The 17649-nt window shown below is 69.8% G+C and carries 13 protein-coding genes; 8 read left to right on the forward strand and 5 right to left on the reverse strand.

Annotated features, from left to right (window positions below):
- Positions 1–143 precede the first annotated feature (143 nt).
- The 4 genes from ACLQ2T_RS15170 to ACLQ2T_RS15185 all read left to right on the forward strand — a co-directional run bounded on the left by ACLQ2T_RS15170 (position 144) and on the right by ACLQ2T_RS15185 (position 6244).
- Positions 144–1745: a DHA2 family efflux MFS transporter permease subunit gene (locus tag ACLQ2T_RS15170; RefSeq protein WP_425766767.1), complete on the forward strand. Its 1602-nt coding sequence runs from the start codon at positions 144–146 to the stop codon at positions 1743–1745.
- A 188-nt stretch (positions 1746–1933) separates the two neighbouring features.
- On the forward strand, positions 1934–4486 hold the full coding sequence (locus ACLQ2T_RS15175; protein ID WP_425766768.1) for a M14 family zinc carboxypeptidase: 2553 nt from the start codon (positions 1934–1936) through the stop codon (positions 4484–4486).
- Between the two features lie 159 nt (positions 4487–4645).
- Positions 4646–5203 carry a dihydrofolate reductase family protein gene (locus ACLQ2T_RS15180; protein ID WP_425766976.1) on the forward strand — a complete coding sequence of 186 codons (558 nt, stop codon included), beginning with the start codon at positions 4646–4648 and terminating at the stop codon, positions 5201–5203.
- 225 nt (positions 5204–5428) lie between these two features.
- Positions 5429–6244 carry an SAM-dependent methyltransferase gene (locus ACLQ2T_RS15185; protein WP_425766769.1) on the forward strand — a complete coding sequence of 272 codons (816 nt, stop codon included), beginning with the start codon at positions 5429–5431 and terminating at the stop codon, positions 6242–6244.
- A gap of 34 nt (positions 6245–6278) precedes the next feature.
- Here ACLQ2T_RS15185 and ACLQ2T_RS15190 read toward each other — a convergent pair whose 3' ends face one another.
- The gene (locus ACLQ2T_RS15190; RefSeq protein ID WP_425766770.1) at positions 6279–7169 is read right to left on the reverse strand and encodes a DMT family transporter; all 891 of its coding nucleotides are present in this window, start codon (positions 7167–7169) and stop codon (positions 6279–6281) included.
- Between the two features lie 64 nt (positions 7170–7233).
- Between ACLQ2T_RS15190 and ACLQ2T_RS15195 the strand changes: the two genes are divergently transcribed.
- Positions 7234–8679, forward strand: coding sequence for a PLP-dependent aminotransferase family protein (locus ACLQ2T_RS15195; protein ID WP_425766772.1), 1446 nt, complete (start codon positions 7234–7236; stop codon positions 8677–8679).
- On the opposite strand, the gene ACLQ2T_RS15200 is transcribed toward ACLQ2T_RS15195, so the two are convergent.
- The 3 genes from ACLQ2T_RS15200 to katG all read right to left on the reverse strand — a co-directional run bounded on the left by ACLQ2T_RS15200 (position 8645) and on the right by katG (position 12486).
- Positions 8645–9493 carry an ABC transporter permease gene (locus ACLQ2T_RS15200; RefSeq protein ID WP_425766773.1) on the reverse strand — a complete coding sequence of 283 codons (849 nt, stop codon included), beginning with the start codon at positions 9491–9493 and terminating at the stop codon, positions 8645–8647. The genes ACLQ2T_RS15195 and ACLQ2T_RS15200 overlap by 35 nt on opposite strands.
- On the reverse strand, positions 9493–9996 hold the full coding sequence (locus tag ACLQ2T_RS15205; RefSeq protein WP_425766775.1) for a hypothetical protein: 504 nt from the start codon (positions 9994–9996) through the stop codon (positions 9493–9495). The genes ACLQ2T_RS15200 and ACLQ2T_RS15205 overlap by 1 nt, the downstream gene beginning before the upstream one ends.
- Positions 9997–10284: 288 nt before the next feature.
- Positions 10285–12486 (reverse strand): catalase/peroxidase HPI, encoded by a 2202-nt coding sequence (gene katG, locus ACLQ2T_RS15210; RefSeq protein ID WP_425766776.1) that lies wholly within the window; start codon positions 12484–12486, stop codon positions 10285–10287.
- A gap of 210 nt (positions 12487–12696) precedes the next feature.
- Here katG and ACLQ2T_RS15215 point away from each other — a divergent pair, with 210 nt between their 5' ends.
- Both ACLQ2T_RS15215 and argS read left to right on the forward strand, forming a co-directional pair.
- Positions 12697–13158, forward strand: coding sequence for a VOC family protein (locus ACLQ2T_RS15215; RefSeq protein ID WP_425766777.1), 462 nt, complete (start codon positions 12697–12699; stop codon positions 13156–13158).
- Positions 13159–13519: 361 nt separating this feature from the next.
- Entirely contained in the window at positions 13520–15244 is a 1725-nt protein-coding gene (gene argS, locus ACLQ2T_RS15220) for an arginine--tRNA ligase (protein ID WP_425766778.1), read from the forward strand.
- A 95-nt stretch (positions 15245–15339) separates the two neighbouring features.
- Here the strand turns inward: argS and ACLQ2T_RS15225 are convergent, their stop codons facing one another.
- Positions 15340–15879 carry a hypothetical protein gene (locus tag ACLQ2T_RS15225; protein WP_425766779.1) on the reverse strand — a complete coding sequence of 180 codons (540 nt, stop codon included), beginning with the start codon at positions 15877–15879 and terminating at the stop codon, positions 15340–15342.
- 200 nt (positions 15880–16079) lie between these two features.
- Here ACLQ2T_RS15225 and ACLQ2T_RS15230 point away from each other — a divergent pair, with 200 nt between their 5' ends.
- The gene (locus tag ACLQ2T_RS15230; protein WP_425766780.1) at positions 16080–17591 is read left to right on the forward strand and encodes a glycoside hydrolase family 43 protein; all 1512 of its coding nucleotides are present in this window, start codon (positions 16080–16082) and stop codon (positions 17589–17591) included.
- Positions 17592–17649 lie beyond the last annotated feature (58 nt).

The raw sequence follows: 17649 nt of genomic DNA on the forward strand, positions 1-17649 counted from the left end.
TGTCTGCTGACCGTTAATTCCTGGGCGCATCGTCGTCGGTGCGGGCTAATCTGCGCTGCGGGTTCGCGCCCATGGTCACGCCCGCCATCGCCGGCTGGTGCCACCAGCGACGCCCGACGGGCACTTTCGATTCAGGAGACCTGGTGAAACAGCAGTCTGTCGCGGCGTCGCCGCCTGTCCCCACCTCGGACAAGCTCGACGCGGCAGTTCTCAAGGTGGCCGGCGTCGTCGTGCTCGGCGCGATCATGTCGATCCTCGACGTGACCGTGGTCAGCGTCGCCCTGCCGACCTTCCAGAGCGAGTTCGACGCCTCGTACGCCCGGGTGGCCTGGACGATGACCGGCTACACCCTCGCCCTGGCCACGGTCATTCCGCTCAGTGGGTGGGCCGCCGACCGGTTCGGTACCAAACGCCTCTACATGCTGGCCCTGGCGCTGTTCACCATCGGGTCGGGGCTCTGCGCCACCGCCGACACCATCGGGGAGTTGATCGCCTACCGGGTGGTGCAGGGCCTGGGCGGCGGAATGCTCATGCCCCTCGGCATGACGATCATGACCCGGGCGGCCGGGCCGCACCGGATCGGTCGACTGATGGCCGTACTGGGCATCCCGATGCTGCTCGGCCCGATCGGCGGCCCGATCCTCGGCGGCTGGTTGATCGATGTGGCGAGCTGGCACTGGATCTTCCTGATCAACCTGCCGATCGGTCTGGTCGCCCTGGTGTACGCGCAGATGGCCCTGCCGAAGGACAACCCCGAGCCCTCGGAGTCGTTCGACTTCCTCGGCATGCTGATGCTCTCGCCCGGCCTGGCCCTGTTCCTCTACGGCGTGTCCACCCTGCCCGAGACCGGCACCTTCGCCGACAACGGGGTGTGGCTGCCCATGCTGATCGGTGCGGCCCTGGTGGTGGCCTTCGTCGTCTACTCGTTCCGGCCCCGGCACCCGCTGTTGGACCTGCGGCTGTTCCGCAACCGCCGGCTGACCGTGGCGGCGGTGACGATGTTCGTGTTCATCATCGCCTTCATGGGCGCCGGGCTGCTGTTCCCCAGCTACTTCCTCCAGGTGCGGGGCGAGTCGACCCTGGCCGCCGGTCTGCTGATCGCCCCGCAGGGGATCGGGGCGATGGTGACCATGCCGATCGCCGGGATGCTCGCCGACAAGGTGCCGGTGGGCCGGACGGTGCCGTTCGCACTGCTGCTGATCATCGCCGGGTTCGCCACCTTCACCCAGGTCGACGCGGACACCTCGTACGTGTTGATCTGTGGCTCGCTGTTCGTGATGGGTCTGGGCATGGGCGGCACCATGATGCCGATCATGACCTCGGCGTTGCGGACCCTGACCGGGCACGAGGTGGCCCGCGGCTCCACCCTGGTCAACATCCTCCAGCAGATCGGTGGCTCCATCGGTGCTGCGGTGATGTCGGTGATTCTGACCAACGAGCTGAACAAGTCCGTTCCGATCCCGGGAGTGACCGACCCGAACGGAAACCCGGTCACCGAGGCCGGCCTGGCCATCGCGGCCCAGCAGCAGCCGGAACTGCTCCAACAGTTCCCGGTCGAGCCGTCGCTGATCCAGCGTGGGCTGGACTTCGCCGCCGACGCCTTCGCCGGCACCTTCTGGGTGGCCTTCGCCCTGGTCGCGTTGACCCTCATCCCGGCGGCGTTCCTGCCCCGTCGGCGCGAGCGGTCCCACCTGCTCGACGACCAGCCTGACGACCAGCCGAAGGCCCCGGTGGTCATCCACTGATCGGCTGTTGCGCCGACCGTCGGGGAGAGTCCCGACGGTCGGCCTCGGCATCACCTGGGCGCTGCCACACCCGGACCCGGCACCCCTAAACTCAAGATTCGCTCAACTGGGCCCGACGCAGGCCGTCGGTTTCGAATGCCGCCGATAGTTTCTTCCCACCCATGCCTCGAGCAAATAAGGAGGGAAGAATGCGGCGCACTCGACAACGCATCGCTCTTCTCGTAGTACCCGTGCTGGTGGGCAGCGTTCTGCTGGCCGGTCAACCGGCCGTCGCGGAGTCCGCGGCAGCGCCGGAACCCACGACCGAGGCCGGTCGCTCCCACCTGGAGCACGCGCACGAAGGCGACGTGGTGCGCGTCCACCTGACCGGGTCGGACATGCTCGACCAGGTGGTGGCTGCGGGCTTCGACCTGGAACACGGTCTTCAGCGGGTGCCGGACGGCATCGAGGGTGAAGTCGTGGTGACCCCCGAGCAGCGCGTCGAACTTGAGGCGATGGGGGTCCGGATCCTCGCCGAGGGTGAGGGCTTCACCTGGAGCGACGAGGCCGACGGTGGGTTCCAGGCCGTCGGTGCCCGGGCCGCGACCGCCAGGTCCGTCCCCGAGGCGACCACCGCGTCGAGCTACAGCCACGAGGCGACCGTACGCATCGCGCGCGCCGACTGGTTCACCACCAAGGGCCAGGGCTTCCTCTACGTCGAGGCGCGCACCACCGAGGGTGCGCAGACCAACCCGATCATCGCCATGCAGGTGGAGAACGACTCCGGACGGGGCACCGACTTCGCCTTCGCCCGGACGATGAGCCGGTTCGTCGACTCCGGCCAGTACATGTTCCACCGGAACCTGTTCAAGCTGGACACCCGGCCGAGCCAGATCCGGGTCACCAGCGCCACCGGTGGCGTCGCGGTCGGCCCGGTGTCCGACTGGTTGGAGGACGGCGAGCCGCCGCTGACCGACAAGCCGGGCTACAAGTGGAACCTGGTCGACGGGTACAAGCACCCGCAGCAGCTGCACGACCGGATCGAGGAGATCGCTCGGGAGAACCCGAAGATCGCCGAGATCGTCTACCTGCCGTACAAGACGAACGGCTACCAGCGTAAGGCGCAGGCCACCATCGGTGGTACCGGTCAGTCCGCGGTCGTCGTCACCTCCGCGGCCTGGGGCCACGAGGGCGGCAACGACATCACTGTCGAGTTCGTCGACCGGCCCGGTGCCGACCTGCCGCTGTCCGTCGAGGTCAACGGCAAGGCCGTACGGGTCCTGCTCGCCAAGGACTCCTCCGGTGCGCTGGCCAGCACCGCCGCTCAGGTGGCGACGGCCCTGAAGACCCAGTCCAACGGGCTGATCGACCGCTCGCACCCGTACCGCACCAACGCCGGCACCGGCATCGTGCAGCCGACGGCTCCGGTGGCGCTGACCGACTTCCTCGACCAGAAGCGCGTCGGTGCCCCCGAGGGCGACGTGCCGCGTGGCCCGAACACCGTTCGTGTGCTGCGGATCGGCAAGCACCGGGACGGCAAGAAGCCCGGCGTCCTGATCCAGGCGCAGGACCACGCCCGCGAGTGGGTTCCGGCGACGACGACCCTGGAGACCGCGGAGCGGCTGGTCGCCAACTACAAGACCGACAAGGAGACCAAGAAGATCGTCGACAACACCGACATCTTCCTGATCCCGAGCAACAACCCCGACGGGGCGAACTACAGCTTCTACAACAACGCCTCGCAGCGTCGTAACCTGACCAACCACTGCGCGGACGACAACGCCGACCCGGGTCGCCGCAACAACTGGGGCGTCGACCTGAACCGCAACTACCGGGTGGGTTCCGCCCAGGACGGTTACTCGGGCGGTTCGTTCAGCTGCACCAGCGACACGTACCAGGGTCCGGAGAAGCTGTCGGAGCCGGAGGCGAAGAACATCGTCTGGCTCGCCGAGACGTACTCGAACATCAAGTTCTTCATGTCGGTGCACTCCAACGGCGGCCAGCTGTTCTGGCAGCCGGGCTCCTACAAGGCCGACGGGCGGGTCACCACGCCCCGTCCGCCGCTGGGTGACGAGATGTTCTACTGGCAGGCGGCCTCCCGGATCCTGTCCCAGGTGAAGGCGTACCGGGAGACCGTGGTCACCCCGCAGAACGTGGGTGGCTCCTCCGACGTGCTCTACTCGTCGGCCGGCAACGTCCGCGAGGACCTGTACCACACCTACGGCATCTACTCCTTCGGCTGGGAGGTCGGTGGCTCGGTCTACAACCCGGCGACCGGCAACTGGCAGGGCGGCTCCTTCCAGCCGCCGTGGGAGGGCAACCCCGAGCTGGTCAGCGGGCACGCCGAGACCATGGAGTACGCCAACGGCATCATGGAGATGTTCCGGATCGCGGCGGAGTGGGGCAAGGACAAGAAGGCTCCCACCTCCACGCTGGTGCCGGGCGCCGGCCGGTTCTCCGGCCCGGTCGACGTGCGGTTCGAGGTCAGCGAGCCGGCGACCATCTACTACACCATCGACGGCAGCCGCCCGACTCTCGACTCGCCCCGTTACAAGGCGACCGAGTTCCGGGAGCCGGGCGAGGTGTTCCACGTGACCGAGACGACCACGTTCCACTGGTTCTCGGTCGACTCGGCGGGCAACATCGAGAAGAACTACGACCCGTCGAAGGCCGACAAGCGCAACAACTTCAACAAGGCCACGATCACCATCGGTGACGCGGAGCCGGAGAAGCCCAAGAAGCCCAAGAAGCCCAAGAAGTAGTCCGCTGAGGGTATTCGGTGCCCCGTCGGTGCGAGCTGTCGCACCGGCGGGGCACTGCTCGTCGGCGACGAGATTTCTCAGTCGGTTGTCGAATCCGGCCGGGCCCGTTCGACGTTGGGGTGAAGGCGCCACAGATCGTCGATGAAGGAGACCCGCACCATGCGTACGTTGATCGTCACGGAGTTCATGTCCCTCGACGGCGTGATCGACTCGCCGGGGGCCGGGAGCCACCCGCACGCCGGCTGGACCTTCAAGGACGTGCCGATGGACGAGGCCGTGTGGGAGATCAAGGCCCGCGAGGAGCAGGAGGCGGGGGCGTTGCTGATCGGCCGGGTCAGCTACGACGAGTTCGCCCCGGTCTGGCCGACCATGGAGGAGTTCGCGGCGTACAACGCGATGCCGAAGTACGTGGTGTCGACCACCCTCACCGATCCCCAATGGCACAACACCACGGTGTTGCGGTCCCTCGACGAGGTCGCCGCCCTCAAGCAGGGCGAGGGCGGCACCATCCTGGTGCACGGCAGCGCCACCCTGGCCCAGGGGCTGGCCGCGGCCGGCCTGGTCGACCGGTACCACCTGCTGGTCTTTCCGCTCCTGCTCGGCGGCGGTCGACGGCTGTTCGCCCCGGAGGGGGCCGACAAGCAGGGGCTGACCCTTGTCGAGCACGCCAGCTACGGCAACGGAGTGCAGTTGGCGATCTACGACGTCATCCACTGATCCGGCCGCGTCAGGACCCCCCGGTCACGGGGCCGGGGGGTACCTGCACAGACCAAGTCACCATCGGGGAGCCACCGTCATCTCGGACCCGGTTTCGCAGGCTTCGGGGTTGTCGCCGGCAACTGTTGCCGGGGGGTGAGGGGTCGCTGAGCTTGCGGTCATCGACCCCGGTCTAGACTTCCCTTCATCTTTCGGGGTAAGTCCAGACGAAACCGAGGTGTGATCGTGGCGGACGGTGCGGCCGTGACCGGTGGCGAACGAAACAGATCCACCTTGGACACCGGTGTGCCGCAGACCGCCCGGATCTGGAACTACCTGCTCGGCGGCAAGGACAACTTCGCCGCCGACCGCGAGGTCGGAGATCAGATCATCGCCAACCTGCCGCAGTTGGCGGAGAACGCCCGGCTCTCCCGGGCCTACCTCACCCGAGCGGTGCGCTATCTGGCCGGCGAAGCCGGCATCCGGCAGTTCCTCGACATCGGCACCGGCCTGCCCACCGCCGACAACACCCACGAGGTGGCCCAGTCGGTGAACCCGCAGGCGCGCATCGTCTACGTCGACAACGACCCCCTGGTGCTGACCCACGCCCGGGCGTTGCTGGTCGGCACGCCCGAGGGCATCACCGACTATGTCGACGCGGACCTGCGGGACCCGCAGACCATCCTTCGCCAGGCGGCGCGGACGCTGGACCTGAACCAGCCGGTCGCACTGATCCTGATGGGCATCCTCGGCCACGTCGAGTCCGACGACGACGCGAAGTCGATCATCGACAGCATCATGGCCGAGCTGCCCTCGGGCAGCTACCTGGCGATGTACGACGGCAGTGACACCAGCGAGGCGGTCACCGAGGCGGCACGGATCTGGAACGTCTCCGCCAACCCCAAGTACCACCTGCGCAGTCCGGAACGGATCGCCGCCCTGTTCGAGGGACTGGAACTGGTCGAGCCCGGCGTCGTCTCGGTCACCCGCTGGCGGCCCGACGGCACCGATCCCGATCCCGCCGAGATCGACCAGTACTGCGCGGTCGGCCGCAAGCCGTAACCGGCGGTAGGCCTGTCACCGGCGGGAGGCGTCCTCACCGCCGCCGGGTCGCCGCCGGTACCAGCACGGTCGCCGGCCTGGCGGTGCGGGTGCGTTGGACCAGCGCGATGCAGGCCAGCACCACCAGGGCGGCCGCGATCGAGGCCGGGGTGACCCGCTCGCCGAGCAGCAGTGTCGACCAGACCAGGGTGAGTGCGGGCTGGGCGAGTTGGATCTGGCCGATCCGGGCGATGCCGCCCCGGGCCAGTCCGGCGTACCAGGCGAAGAAGCCGAGGAACATCGACACCGCGGTGAGATAGCCGAACGCCGACCAGGCGCCGGCGTCGGCGCGCGGGGGAGCGGCCAGGGCGGCGACGGCGGTGATCGGCACGGTGACGGGCAACGAGAGCAGCAGGGCCCAGCAGATCGTCCGGGCCCCGCCCAGTTCACGGGCGAGCGCGCCGCCCTCGGCGTACCCCAGACCGGCGAGCACGACCGCCGCGAGCAGGAACAGGTCCGCCACGGCCGGGGCGCCGAGCACCGCGCCGTTGGCGATGAGGAAGGTGAGGATCGCCAGCAGTCCGCCCATGCTGGCGGCCCAGAACAGCGGCGGCGGGCGTTCCCCGGCGCGCAGCACGGCGAACACGGCGGTCATGGCGGGCAGCACGGTGATGACGATCGCGCCGTGCGCGGCGGTCTGGGTGGTCAACGCCAACGAGGTGAACAGCGGAAAGCCGACCACCACGCCGAGGGCGACCAGTGACAACCGGCGCCACTGACGCGGGCTCGGCCGGGGCGCCCCGGTGACCCGCAGATAGGCCCCGGCCAGCAGCGCCGCGCCGACGCAGCGGCCGAAGGCGACGAACCACGGGTCGAGTTGCTGTACGGCGATCCGGGTGGCCGGCAGGGACATGCTGAACGCGAGCACACCCAGCGCGCCGAGCACGAGCCCGACCGTCCGATCGGGCGGCGTTACCGTCCACCGTGCAGTAGCGCTATTCTCTTCTCTCATGAATGACGATAACGCAGCCGCCCGCGTTATCCAAGATCTGCGTCGGCTGGCGGCCGTCGCCGGTCCCGGCACCCGACTGCCCTCGGTGCGCGAGTTGACCGGTCGGCATCGGGCCTCACCGGTCACCGTAGCCGAGGCGATCCGGCACCTCGTCCGGGAAGGCATGGTCGAGACCCGGCCCGGTCGAGGCACCTATGTGGCGGCCCGGCCGGACGAGCGCCGGGCCCCCGACCTGTCCTGGCAGACCGTCGCGCTCGGCACCCGCCGTCCCGGCGAGGAGGAGATGCAGGCGTTACTGGCGTTACCGCCCGCCGGGGCGATCCCGCTCTCCGGCGGCTATCTGGAGGCGGAGTTGCAGCCCGCCGCCGCCCTCGGTGCCGCGCTCACCCGCGCCGCCCGACAGCCCGCCTCGTGGCAGCGTGGACCGGTCGAGGGGCGGGCGGACCTGCGTGCCTGGTTCGCCCGCGAGGTCGGCGGCGGGCTGCGCGCCGAGGACATGGTGGTCTGTCCGGGTGGGCAGGCCGCGCTGTCGACGGCCCTGCGGGCCCTCGCCGCGCCCGGCGACGCACTGCTCGTCGAGTCGCCGACCTACCTGGGCGCGCTGGCCGCCGCCCAGGCGGCAGGGCTGCGGGTGGTGCCGGTGCCCGCCGACGCCGACGGAGTACGGCCCGACCAACTGGCCGCCGCGTTCGCCCGCACCGGTGCCCGGCTGTTCTACTGCCAACCGCTGTACGCCAACCCGCACGGCGCTACCCTGGCCGCCCACCGCCGAGCCCAGGTCGCCGAGGCGGTACGCGACGCCGGAGCGTTCCTGATCGAGGACGACTACGCCCGCGACCTCACCATCGACGGGTCGGCCCCGCCGCCACTGGCCGCCGACGACCCGGACGGGCACGTCGTCTACCTACGCTCGCTGACCAAATCCGCCGCACCCGGGCTGCGGGTGGCTGTGCTCGGTGCGGTCGGGCCGGCCGGTGCCCGGCTCCGCGCGGCCCGGCTGCTCGACGACTTCTTCGTCGCCGGCCCACTGCAACAGGCCACGATCGAGTTCCTCACCGCCCCGGCGTGGGCGCGTCACCTCCGGGCGCTGCGTACCGCACTGCGGGCCCGGCGCGAGGCGCTGTTGACCGCGCTGCGCCGACACCTGCCGGACCTCGTCGACCGACAGCCGGTGCCACGCGGCGGCCTGCACCTGTGGCTCCGGCTGCCCGAGGGCACCGACGACGTCGCGCTGGCCGCCGCCGCGGCGGCCGAGGGCGTCGTCGTCTTCCCCGGTCGTCCCTGGTACGCCGCCGAAGCACCCGCGGCGCACCTGCGCCTCACCTACGCCGCCGCCGGGCCCGACCTGATGGACGAGGCAGTCCGTCGCCTGTGCCGCGCCATGGACCAGCAGGGCTGCACCCCTCGAATCACAGGTCACGGCGGCGGAACACCAGCCCGGTGAGCCCGAGCACGAGCGCAACCCAGAGGGCCGCCCAGGCCAGGTAGGTGAGGGTCAGCGAGGCGTCACTGAGGAAGGGGTGGCCCTGCATGGCCGGGCCGAACTGCATCAGCACGGTCGGATCCTGGAAGGCGTTCATGGCCCCCCGCCACAGCCCGTCGGTGGGCAGCAGCATCCGGGACACCGTACCCACCCGGGCCACGCTGTCGTTGTCCAGCGCGGTACCGAACGCGCCGACCACCCCCGCGATCCAGGTGGCACCGAACAGGCCGACAGCCACCACACCGGAGGCCATCGGTGAACTGACGCTGGAGAGCAGCAGACCCAGGGTGAGCAGTACGACGGTCTGCGCGGCGAGCAGCGCCAGACCGGTCACCGGCTGCGGCGGCCAGTAGCCGACCGTGACCCGTACCACCAGCAGTTGAGCCAAGCCGGCCAGGGCGACGAAACCGGCGCCGAAGGCGATCAGCCCGAGCCACTTGCCCACCAGTACCGCGAACCGGTGCACCGGTCGGGCCAGGATCGCCAGAGCCGCCCCGGACTCGATGTCACCGGCCAGGGTGGGACCGGCCAGGAACGCCGTACCCAGGGCGGCGATCAGACTGAGGCCGAACATCACCAGGTTGAGCACCATGGCCGCGACCAGCCGGGCCTCACCGCTGGTCAGCCTGCCGAACTCGGCGTCGATCCGGGAGAAGCCCCAGGCGCTGAGCGCCAGCAGCACCACCGTCAACGCACCCAGTGAGCGCAGCACCCGCCGCCGGGCGGCCTCCTGGAGGGTGAGGGCGGCCATGGTGAGTACGGTCCGAAAGATCATCACCGGTCACCTCCGGTACGCAGGATGGCCAGCAGCCGCTCCTCGAGACTGACCCGCCCGGGTTCGACCGCGTGTACCCGCACCCCCAGGCCGACCAGGTCGGCCACCAGATCCGGTACGGCGGTCGGCTCCTCGTCCGACAGCCTGACGGTGAACAGGTTCCACTCCTGGGTCAGGGCACCGGCGCCGGCCAGCCGGTCACGGGCCCGCTCGTCCACCCCGTCGAGCCGCAGCCGCAGCTCACCCTGGCCGAGCAGGTCGGCCAGGGTGCCGGCGGCGGCCACCCGCCCGGAGTCGAGGATGACCACCCGGTCACAGACCCGTTCCACCTCACCGATGAGGTGCGAATTGAGCAGGACGGCCACCCCACGGGCTTTGAGGGAGAGCAGCAGGTCCCGTACGTCGGCCCGGCCCAGTGGATCCAGGGCGCTGGTCGGCTCGTCCAGGACGACGAGTTCCGGGCGGGCCACCAGCGCCACGGCCAACCCCAGGCGCTGCTGCATCCCCTTGGAGAAGCCGCCCCACCCGGTCGTCGGCCCGGTCGGCCAGCCCGACGACGGCCAGGCACTTCTGCCGCTCCCGCGGCGCCACGTCCGCACCGGCCAGTCGGACGTGCAGGGTCAGCACCTCCGCCGCGGTCAGCCACGGCTGGTACCCGACCCGACCAGCTTCCTCCTCCATACCTGGTAAGCACCGTCGACCGCCCGTAAGTGACACCCTCGGCAGGAATAGTGGAGGCACGAACGGGGGTGGTACGGCAGCCCGCGCCGCACCACCCCCGTACGTCACCCCTAGGCGTGTCGGATCGAGGCTCTCAGGTCGAAGCGGTCCAGGTTCATCACCTTGACCCAGGCCGCGACGAAGTCCTGGAGGAACTTCTCCTGTCCGTCGGCACTGGCGTAGACCTCCGCGATGGCGCGGAGCTGGGAGTTCGCACCGAAGACCAGATCGACCGCGGTGGCCGTCCAGACGACCTTGCCGGTGGCCCGACTTCTGCCCTCGTAGACGTTCTCCGTCGAGGTGGACACCTTCCACTGGGTGTCCATGTCGAGCAGGTTGACGAAGAAGTCGTTGGTCAACATTCCGGGCCGGTCGGTCAGCACACCGAGAGCGGTCTGTCCGGTGTTCGCGTCCAGGGCCCGCAGCCCGCCGATCAGGGCGGTCATCTCGGGCGCGGTGAGGTTCAACAGGTTGGCCCGGTCCAGCAGCAGGGTCTCCGGCGACAGCTTCTGCCCCTCGCGCACATAGTTGCGGAACCCGTCGGCCCGGGGTTCGAGCACGGTGAAGGAGTTCACGTCGGTCTGTTCCTGGCCGGCGTCGGTACGGCCGGGGAAGAACGGGACGGTGATGTCGTACCCGGCACTGCGGGCCGCCTGCTCGATGGCGGCGCACCCACCCAGGACGATCACATCCGCCAGGGAGACCCGTTTGCCCCCGGACTGCCCGGCGTTGAAGTCCTCCTGCACCCGCTGGAGCACCGGCAGGACCTGGGCCAACTCGGCGGGGTCGTTGACCGCCCAGTTGCGCTGGGGCTCCAGCCGGATCCGCGCCCCGTTGGCACCGCCGCGCTGGTCGGTGCCCCGGAAGCTCGCCGCCGAGGCCCACGCCGTACGGACCAGTTGGGCCACGGACAGGCCGGAGGCCAGCAGGGCCGCCTTCAGGGTCTCCAGGTCGGCGACGTCGACCAGTTCGTGATCCACCGGCGGCACCGGGTCCTGCCACAGCTGCGGCGCGGGCACCCACGGCCCCAGGTAACGCGACACCGGACCCATGTCCCGGTGCAGCAGCTTGTACCAGGCTTTCGCGAACGCCTCCGCCAGCTGATCGGGGTGCTCATGGAAACGCCGCGAGATCTGCTCGTAGACCGGGTCGACGCGCAGCGCGATGTCGCTGGTCGCCATCATCGGGGCGTACCGGATCGAGGGGTCGTGGGCGGACGGCACGGCGTCGGCCGCGGCGCCGTTCTTCGGCCGCCACTGCTTCGCCCCGGCCGGGCTCTCGTGCACCTCCCACTCGTACCCGAAGAGGGTGTCGAAGTAGCTGTTGTCCCAGGTGATCGGGGTGGGGGTCCAGGCACCCTCCAGGCCGCTGGTGATGGTGTCGTTGCCCATGCCGGTGCCGAAGCTGTTGCGCCAGCCCAGCCCCTGCTCCTCCAGGGGGGCGCCCTCGGGTTCCGGGCCCAGGTAGCTGGCGGGGGCGGCCCCGTGGGTCTTGCCGAAGGTGTGTCCACCGGCGATGAGGGCCACGGTCTCCTCGTCGTCCATCGCCATCCGCCGGAAGGTCTCCCGGATGTCCCGGGCCGAGGCCAACGGATCCGGAACGCCGTTGGGCCCCTCCGGGTTCACGTAGATCAGTCCCATCTGCACCGCGCCCAGCGGACCGGAGAGTTCCCGGTCACCGCTGTAGCGTTCGTCGCCGAGCCAGATGTCCTCCGGCCCCCAGAAGATCTCCTCCGGCTCCCAGACGTCGTCGCGCCCGAAACCGAAGCCGAAGGTCTTGAAGCCCATCGACTCCAGGGCGCAGTTGCCGGCGAAGACCAGCAGATCGGCCCAGGAGATCTTCCGACCGTACTTCTGCTTGACCGGCCAGAGCAGGCGGCGGGCCTTGTCCAGGTTGGCGTTGTCCGGCCAACTGTTGAGGGGGGCGAAGCGTTGCGCCCCGTCGCCGGCACCGCCCCGACCGTCCTCGATCCGGTACGTGCCGGCGGAGTGCCAGCTCATCCGGATGAACAGCGGACCATAGTGGCCGTAGTCCGCCGGCCACCACTCCTTCGAGGTGGTCATCACCTCGAAGACGTCGCGTCTGAGGGCCTCGACATCCAGACCGGCGAACTCGGTCGCATAGTCGAATGTCGCACCCATCGGGTTGGCCCGGGGTGAGTGCTGGTGCAGCACCTGGAGGTTCAGCTGGTTGGGCCACCAGTCCTGGTTCGTCTTCGGTCGACCCGGCTTGGGAGCCGGGGAGGGGATTGCCGGGTTCTCGCTTTCGGACACGTCTCTCCTCTGCAAACGGATGCTCGCCTATGTCAACTGAACGTCCTGCTTCCGGGACACTGCGTGATGCGCCAGGATGCGCCAGGATGCGCCCGCTGGGGCGACCGCCCTCAGTAGCGTGGCGTAAACCGAGCCCGTACCGCCGGTGGTCGCCGAAATCGGCGCCCGCTCGGTGACGGGCCTCCACCTGATGCGTTGGGAGACTGAAACGTGAATCCGTCTGAGCTGCCCCCGTCGCCCGTACGCCAGCTGCGGCTCGTCGTCGAGGCCGAGGACTACGAGGCGGCGGTCCGGTTCTACCGTGACGTGCTGGGCCTACCCGAGCAGGCGGCCTACGCCGGTGACGGCGACGCCCGAGTGGTGATCCTGGACGCCGGCCGGGCCACCCTGGAGATCGCCAACCCGGCGCAGAAACGAATGATCGACGACGTAGAGGTGGGCCGCCAGGTCGCTCCCCGAATGCGAGTGGCCTTCGAGGTCGACGACACCCCCGCCACCACCGACCGTCTGGTCGCCGGAGGCGCCACCCAGGTCGCCCCACCCACGACCACCCCATGGCACTCCGTCAACGCCCGCCTGGACGCCCCCGCATGCCTGCACATCACCCTCTTCCAGGAACTGCACACCCCCGAAACCCGCACCACCCTGGACGGCTTCACCACCAACCCCTGAACCCCCTGCCTCACCCTGCCGCCTCCCCTGCCACCCCGCCCTGCCGCCTCCCCTGTTGATCAAGAGGTTTGCGTCTCGGAATCGCGTTCTGGAGACCAAAACCTCTTGATCAACAGGGCGGGGGTGGGGTGGGCGCCGGGGTGGGGTGGGTAGGGTGGGGGTGTTGGTTGCGTTTGGTGCGCGACCCTGGGGCGAGGTGGTGGAGATGGGACTGGTGGTCACCGCCGTCCGTCGCCTGCGCCTTCGCCTGCGACGACGATAGTCGTCGAGCTTCTCCGCGCGTTCTCCGTCGTGCTCGCCGCCGTGTTGCGGCCGGCCGTCGTCTTGTGACCCGCTCACCCCAGCCCTCTCGGGAGTACCCGTGACCGTGCCCTCGCTTGCCTCGTCGCTGTCCGACACCGTCTCCGCCGCCGCAGAATCCCTGGGATTGGCGGACTTCGTTGCGCAGGTACGCCGATCGGAGCACGCCGACTTCCAGGCCGACGGGGTGCTGGCGGCGGCCCGGTCGCTCCGGCGGCGTCCGCGTGACATGGCGGCGGAGATGGTCGAGGCGCTGCGCGCCGACGACCTGGTGGCCGGGGTCGCCGGGCCCGGGTTCGTCAACCTGGACCTGACCGACCGGACACTGTTGACCCAGCTCGCCGGGCGGCTCGCCGACCCCCGGCTGGGCGTCGGTACGCCGGAAGTGGGCGTCACCACCGTCGTCGACTACTCGCAGCCGAACATCGCCAAGGAGATGCACGTCGGGCACCTGCGCTCCACCATCATCGGCGACGCGCTGGTGCGCATCCTCGAACACCTCGGCGGCACGGTGGTACGCCGCAACCACATCGGCGACTGGGGCACCCAGTTCGGCATGCTCATCCAGTACCAGAACGAGCAGCCCGTGCCGGCCGACGGCAGCGACGAGGTGTCGATGAGCCGGTTGGCCGCGCTGTACCGGCAGGCCCGGGCCCGGTTCGACACCGATCCGCAGTTCGCCGTACGGGCCCGGCAACGGGTGGTGGCGTTGCAGGGCGGCGACCCGGACACCGTGGCCGCATGGCAGGACATCGTCGCCGAGTCCACCCGCTACTTCACCGAGGTCTACGACCGGCTCGGCGTACGGCTGACCGCCGCCGACGCGGTCGGTGAGAGCGCGTACAACGATGCCCTGCCCGGGATCGCCGCCGACCTGGCGGCCCAGGCCGTGGCGGTGCCCAGCGACGGCGCGCTCTGTGTCTTCTTCGACGAGGTACGCGGACCGGATGGCGCACCGAGCCCGCTGATCGTACGCAAACGTGACGGTGGCTTCGGCTACGCCGCGACCGACCTGGCGGCGCTGCGGCAACGGGTCGTCGACCTGCACGCCGACCGGCTGCTCTACGTGGTCGACGCCCGGCAGTCACTGCACTTCACCATGGTCTTCGACACCGGTCGGCGGGCCGGCTGGCTACCGCCGCGGGTGTCCGCCGTGCACGTCGCCTTCGGCACGGTCCTCGGCCCGGACGGACGGCCCTTCAAGACCCGGGCCGGTGACACCGTGCGCCTGGTGGACCTGCTCACCGAGGCCGTCGACCGGGCCCGCGAGGTGGTCGCCGCCAAGAACCCGGACCTGACCGGGGCGGCCCTGCACGAGCGGGCCCGGCAGGTCGGCATCGGCGCGGTGAAATACGCCGACCTGGCCACCAGCCGTACCCGCGACTACACCTACGATCCGCAGCGGATGCTGGCGTTGACCGGCAACACCGGCGTCTACCTCCAGTACGCGCACGCCCGGATCCGTTCCCTGCTGGCCCGGGCCGGCGATGTCGCCACCACGGTGGACCCGACGACCACCCTGGAGCCGGCCGAGCGGGCGCTGATCCTGGATCTGGACGCCTTCGCCGACACCCTCACCGAGGTCCTCGCCCACTACGAACCGCACCGGCTCTGCGGCTACCTGTACCGGCTGGCGCAGACCTTCACCGCCTTCTACGAACGCTGCCCGGTGCTGCGCGCCGCCGACCCGGTCCGAGCCAACCGACTGGCCCTGTGCCGCCTGACCGGCGACACCCTCCACACCGGCCTCACCCTTCTCGGCATCCCCGCCCCCACCCACCTCTAGCCCTCCCTCCCCGGCCCCGCTCCCGCTCACCCTTGCCCCTGTTGATCAAGAAGTTTGCGTCTGGATTCGCGCTTTCCGAGACCAAAACCTCTTGATCAACGGGGCGGGGATGGGGGCGGGGAAGCAGGCGGGGACGGAGGCTGGGGTGGGAGGCGGGTGGGGTGGGAGGCGGGTGGGGGGCAGGGGGTGAGGGTGTCGGGGGTGGCGATGGACTGGCGGATCTGTTCGCGATCCCGGGCGGTCAACGACAGCACGAGTAGTCGGTCGCCCCAGGCGGGCACCAGGTCCGACTTGCCCAGCGCGGTCGACAGCTCGATCAGTGCGGCGAGTGCCAACGCCTGCTCCACGGCCGGGGCCTCGTCGCCGTGCCGACGCAGCCCGGAGTTGAGCGCCCGGAAGGCGGCCTGGTCGTCGCTTTTGAACTCGCGCAGGATACGGGCGTTGTCGAGCACCCGGGCCAGACCGCCCAGCTCCTTCGACCCGCCGTACTCCACCTCGGCCGGCTCGTCGCGGCGGATGAAGGTGATGGTGTTGCCGGACGGGTCGACGATGCTGAACCGGGACGCGCCGGGTCGGTAGCGGGTGATCCGCGGCGACTGCCCGCCAGAAGGCGATCGTCTCGTCCACCGCCGCACAGGCCAGCAGCGGCACGGTGGTCTCGTTCGGCGTTATCCGTTCCTCGCAGCAACCGATGTCCATCGATGTATTGACAGTGCGGGAGGGGCCGTAAACACTTGCGAAACAAGCCGATAACAGTGATTCCGGTGGGTTGCCGGCGTTGTTGTTAACGCTCACAGGCGTCGTCCCCGGACCCCGCCGGCAAGGAGAGCAACGGATGTCGAGAGTTCTGGGCCGGGTGAGTGCGCTGCTCGCCGCCGTCTGCCTGCTGTTGCTGCCCGCCGCGCAGGCACCGCGCGCCGAGGCCGCCGCAGCGGGACCGGGTGCTGAGGCCGCCGTGGCGGGAACGGGTGTCGGGGCCGCCGCGCTGGACCCGTTCACCGGGTACCTGATGGCGCACTTCACCGGGGAGTCCGCCACCGGGGAGCAGGTCTACCTGGCCCACAGCCGGGACGGACTGACCTGGCGCGACCTGAACAACGGCGCCCCCGTCCTGCTCTCCACCATCGGTACGCGGGGGGTTCGCGACCCGGCCCTGGTCCGCTCACCCGCCGGGGACCGGTACTGGATCGTCGCCACCGACCTGCGCATCGCCAGCGGCACCTCGTGGAACGACGCCGCCAACCGGGGCAGCACCTCCCTGGTGGTGTGGGAGTCCCGCGACCTGGTCAACTGGTCCACCCCCTGGCTGATCAACGTCGCGGGTGGGATCCCCGGGGCGGGCAACGCCTGGGCGCCGGAGGTCGTCTACAACCAGGCGACCGGCGACTACGTCGTCTACTGGGCGACGAACTCCGCTCGCAACGGTGTCACCAAGCACCGGATCTGGTACGTGCGTACGGCCGACTTCCGCAGCTTCACCGCCCCGCAGCTGTACATCGAGCGTCCGGGTGGTGGTCAGGGCATCATCGACACCCAGATCATCGAGGTGCCCGACAGCGTCGGCGGGTACCGCTACTACCGGGCCTCCGCCGACGGGCACATCACGATCGAGGCCAGCAACTCGATCCTGGGCTCCTGGACCACCCTGGGCAACCTGTCCCACCTGGGCATCTCCAACGGCACCGGCGGCGGCAACGTGGTCGAGGGGCCGATGTGGATGCAGTTCAACGGCCGCAACGAGTGGGCGTTGTACCTGGACCAGTACGCCACCGGCCGTGGTTACCTGCCGATCACCTCGACGAACCTGGGCAGTGTCACCAATTTCCGCACCCGGTCCGACTTCCACATGGGGGCCGGCCGCAAGCGGCACGGCTCGATTCTCAACCTGACCGCCGCCGAGGAGAGCCGGGTGCTGGCCCGCTGGCCGAGCAACGCCCCGGTCCACCGGATCCAGGCGTACACCCACCAGGATCGCTACGTGCGGCATGCCAACTACGACGTACGCATCGATGCGAACGTCAACCCCGCCCAGGACGCCCAGTTCCGGGTGGTGCCCGGCCTGGCCGGCAACGCCGGGTACGTGTCCTTCGAGTCGGTCAACTATCCCGGGCAATACCTGCGGCACTACGGGTTCGACTTCGTGCTGGCGGCCAACGACGGCAGTGCGGTCTTCGCGGCCGACGCCACCTTCCGGCAGGTCCCCGGGCTGGCCAACAGCGGCTGGTCGTCGTTCCAGTCGTACAACTACCCCGACCGGTACCTGCGGCACTACGACTACCAGCTGCGCCTGGACCCGATCACCGACACCCAGGGCCGCAACGACGCCACCTTCCGACTGACCTCGTGACCCTCCCGGGCACTGGCGTGACGGGCGGCGGATCGTACGATTCGGACAGGACATCGCG

This window comes from Micromonospora sp. DT229, assembly GCF_049844505.1.
Classification (GTDB): Bacteria; Actinomycetota; Actinomycetes; order Mycobacteriales; family Micromonosporaceae; genus Micromonospora.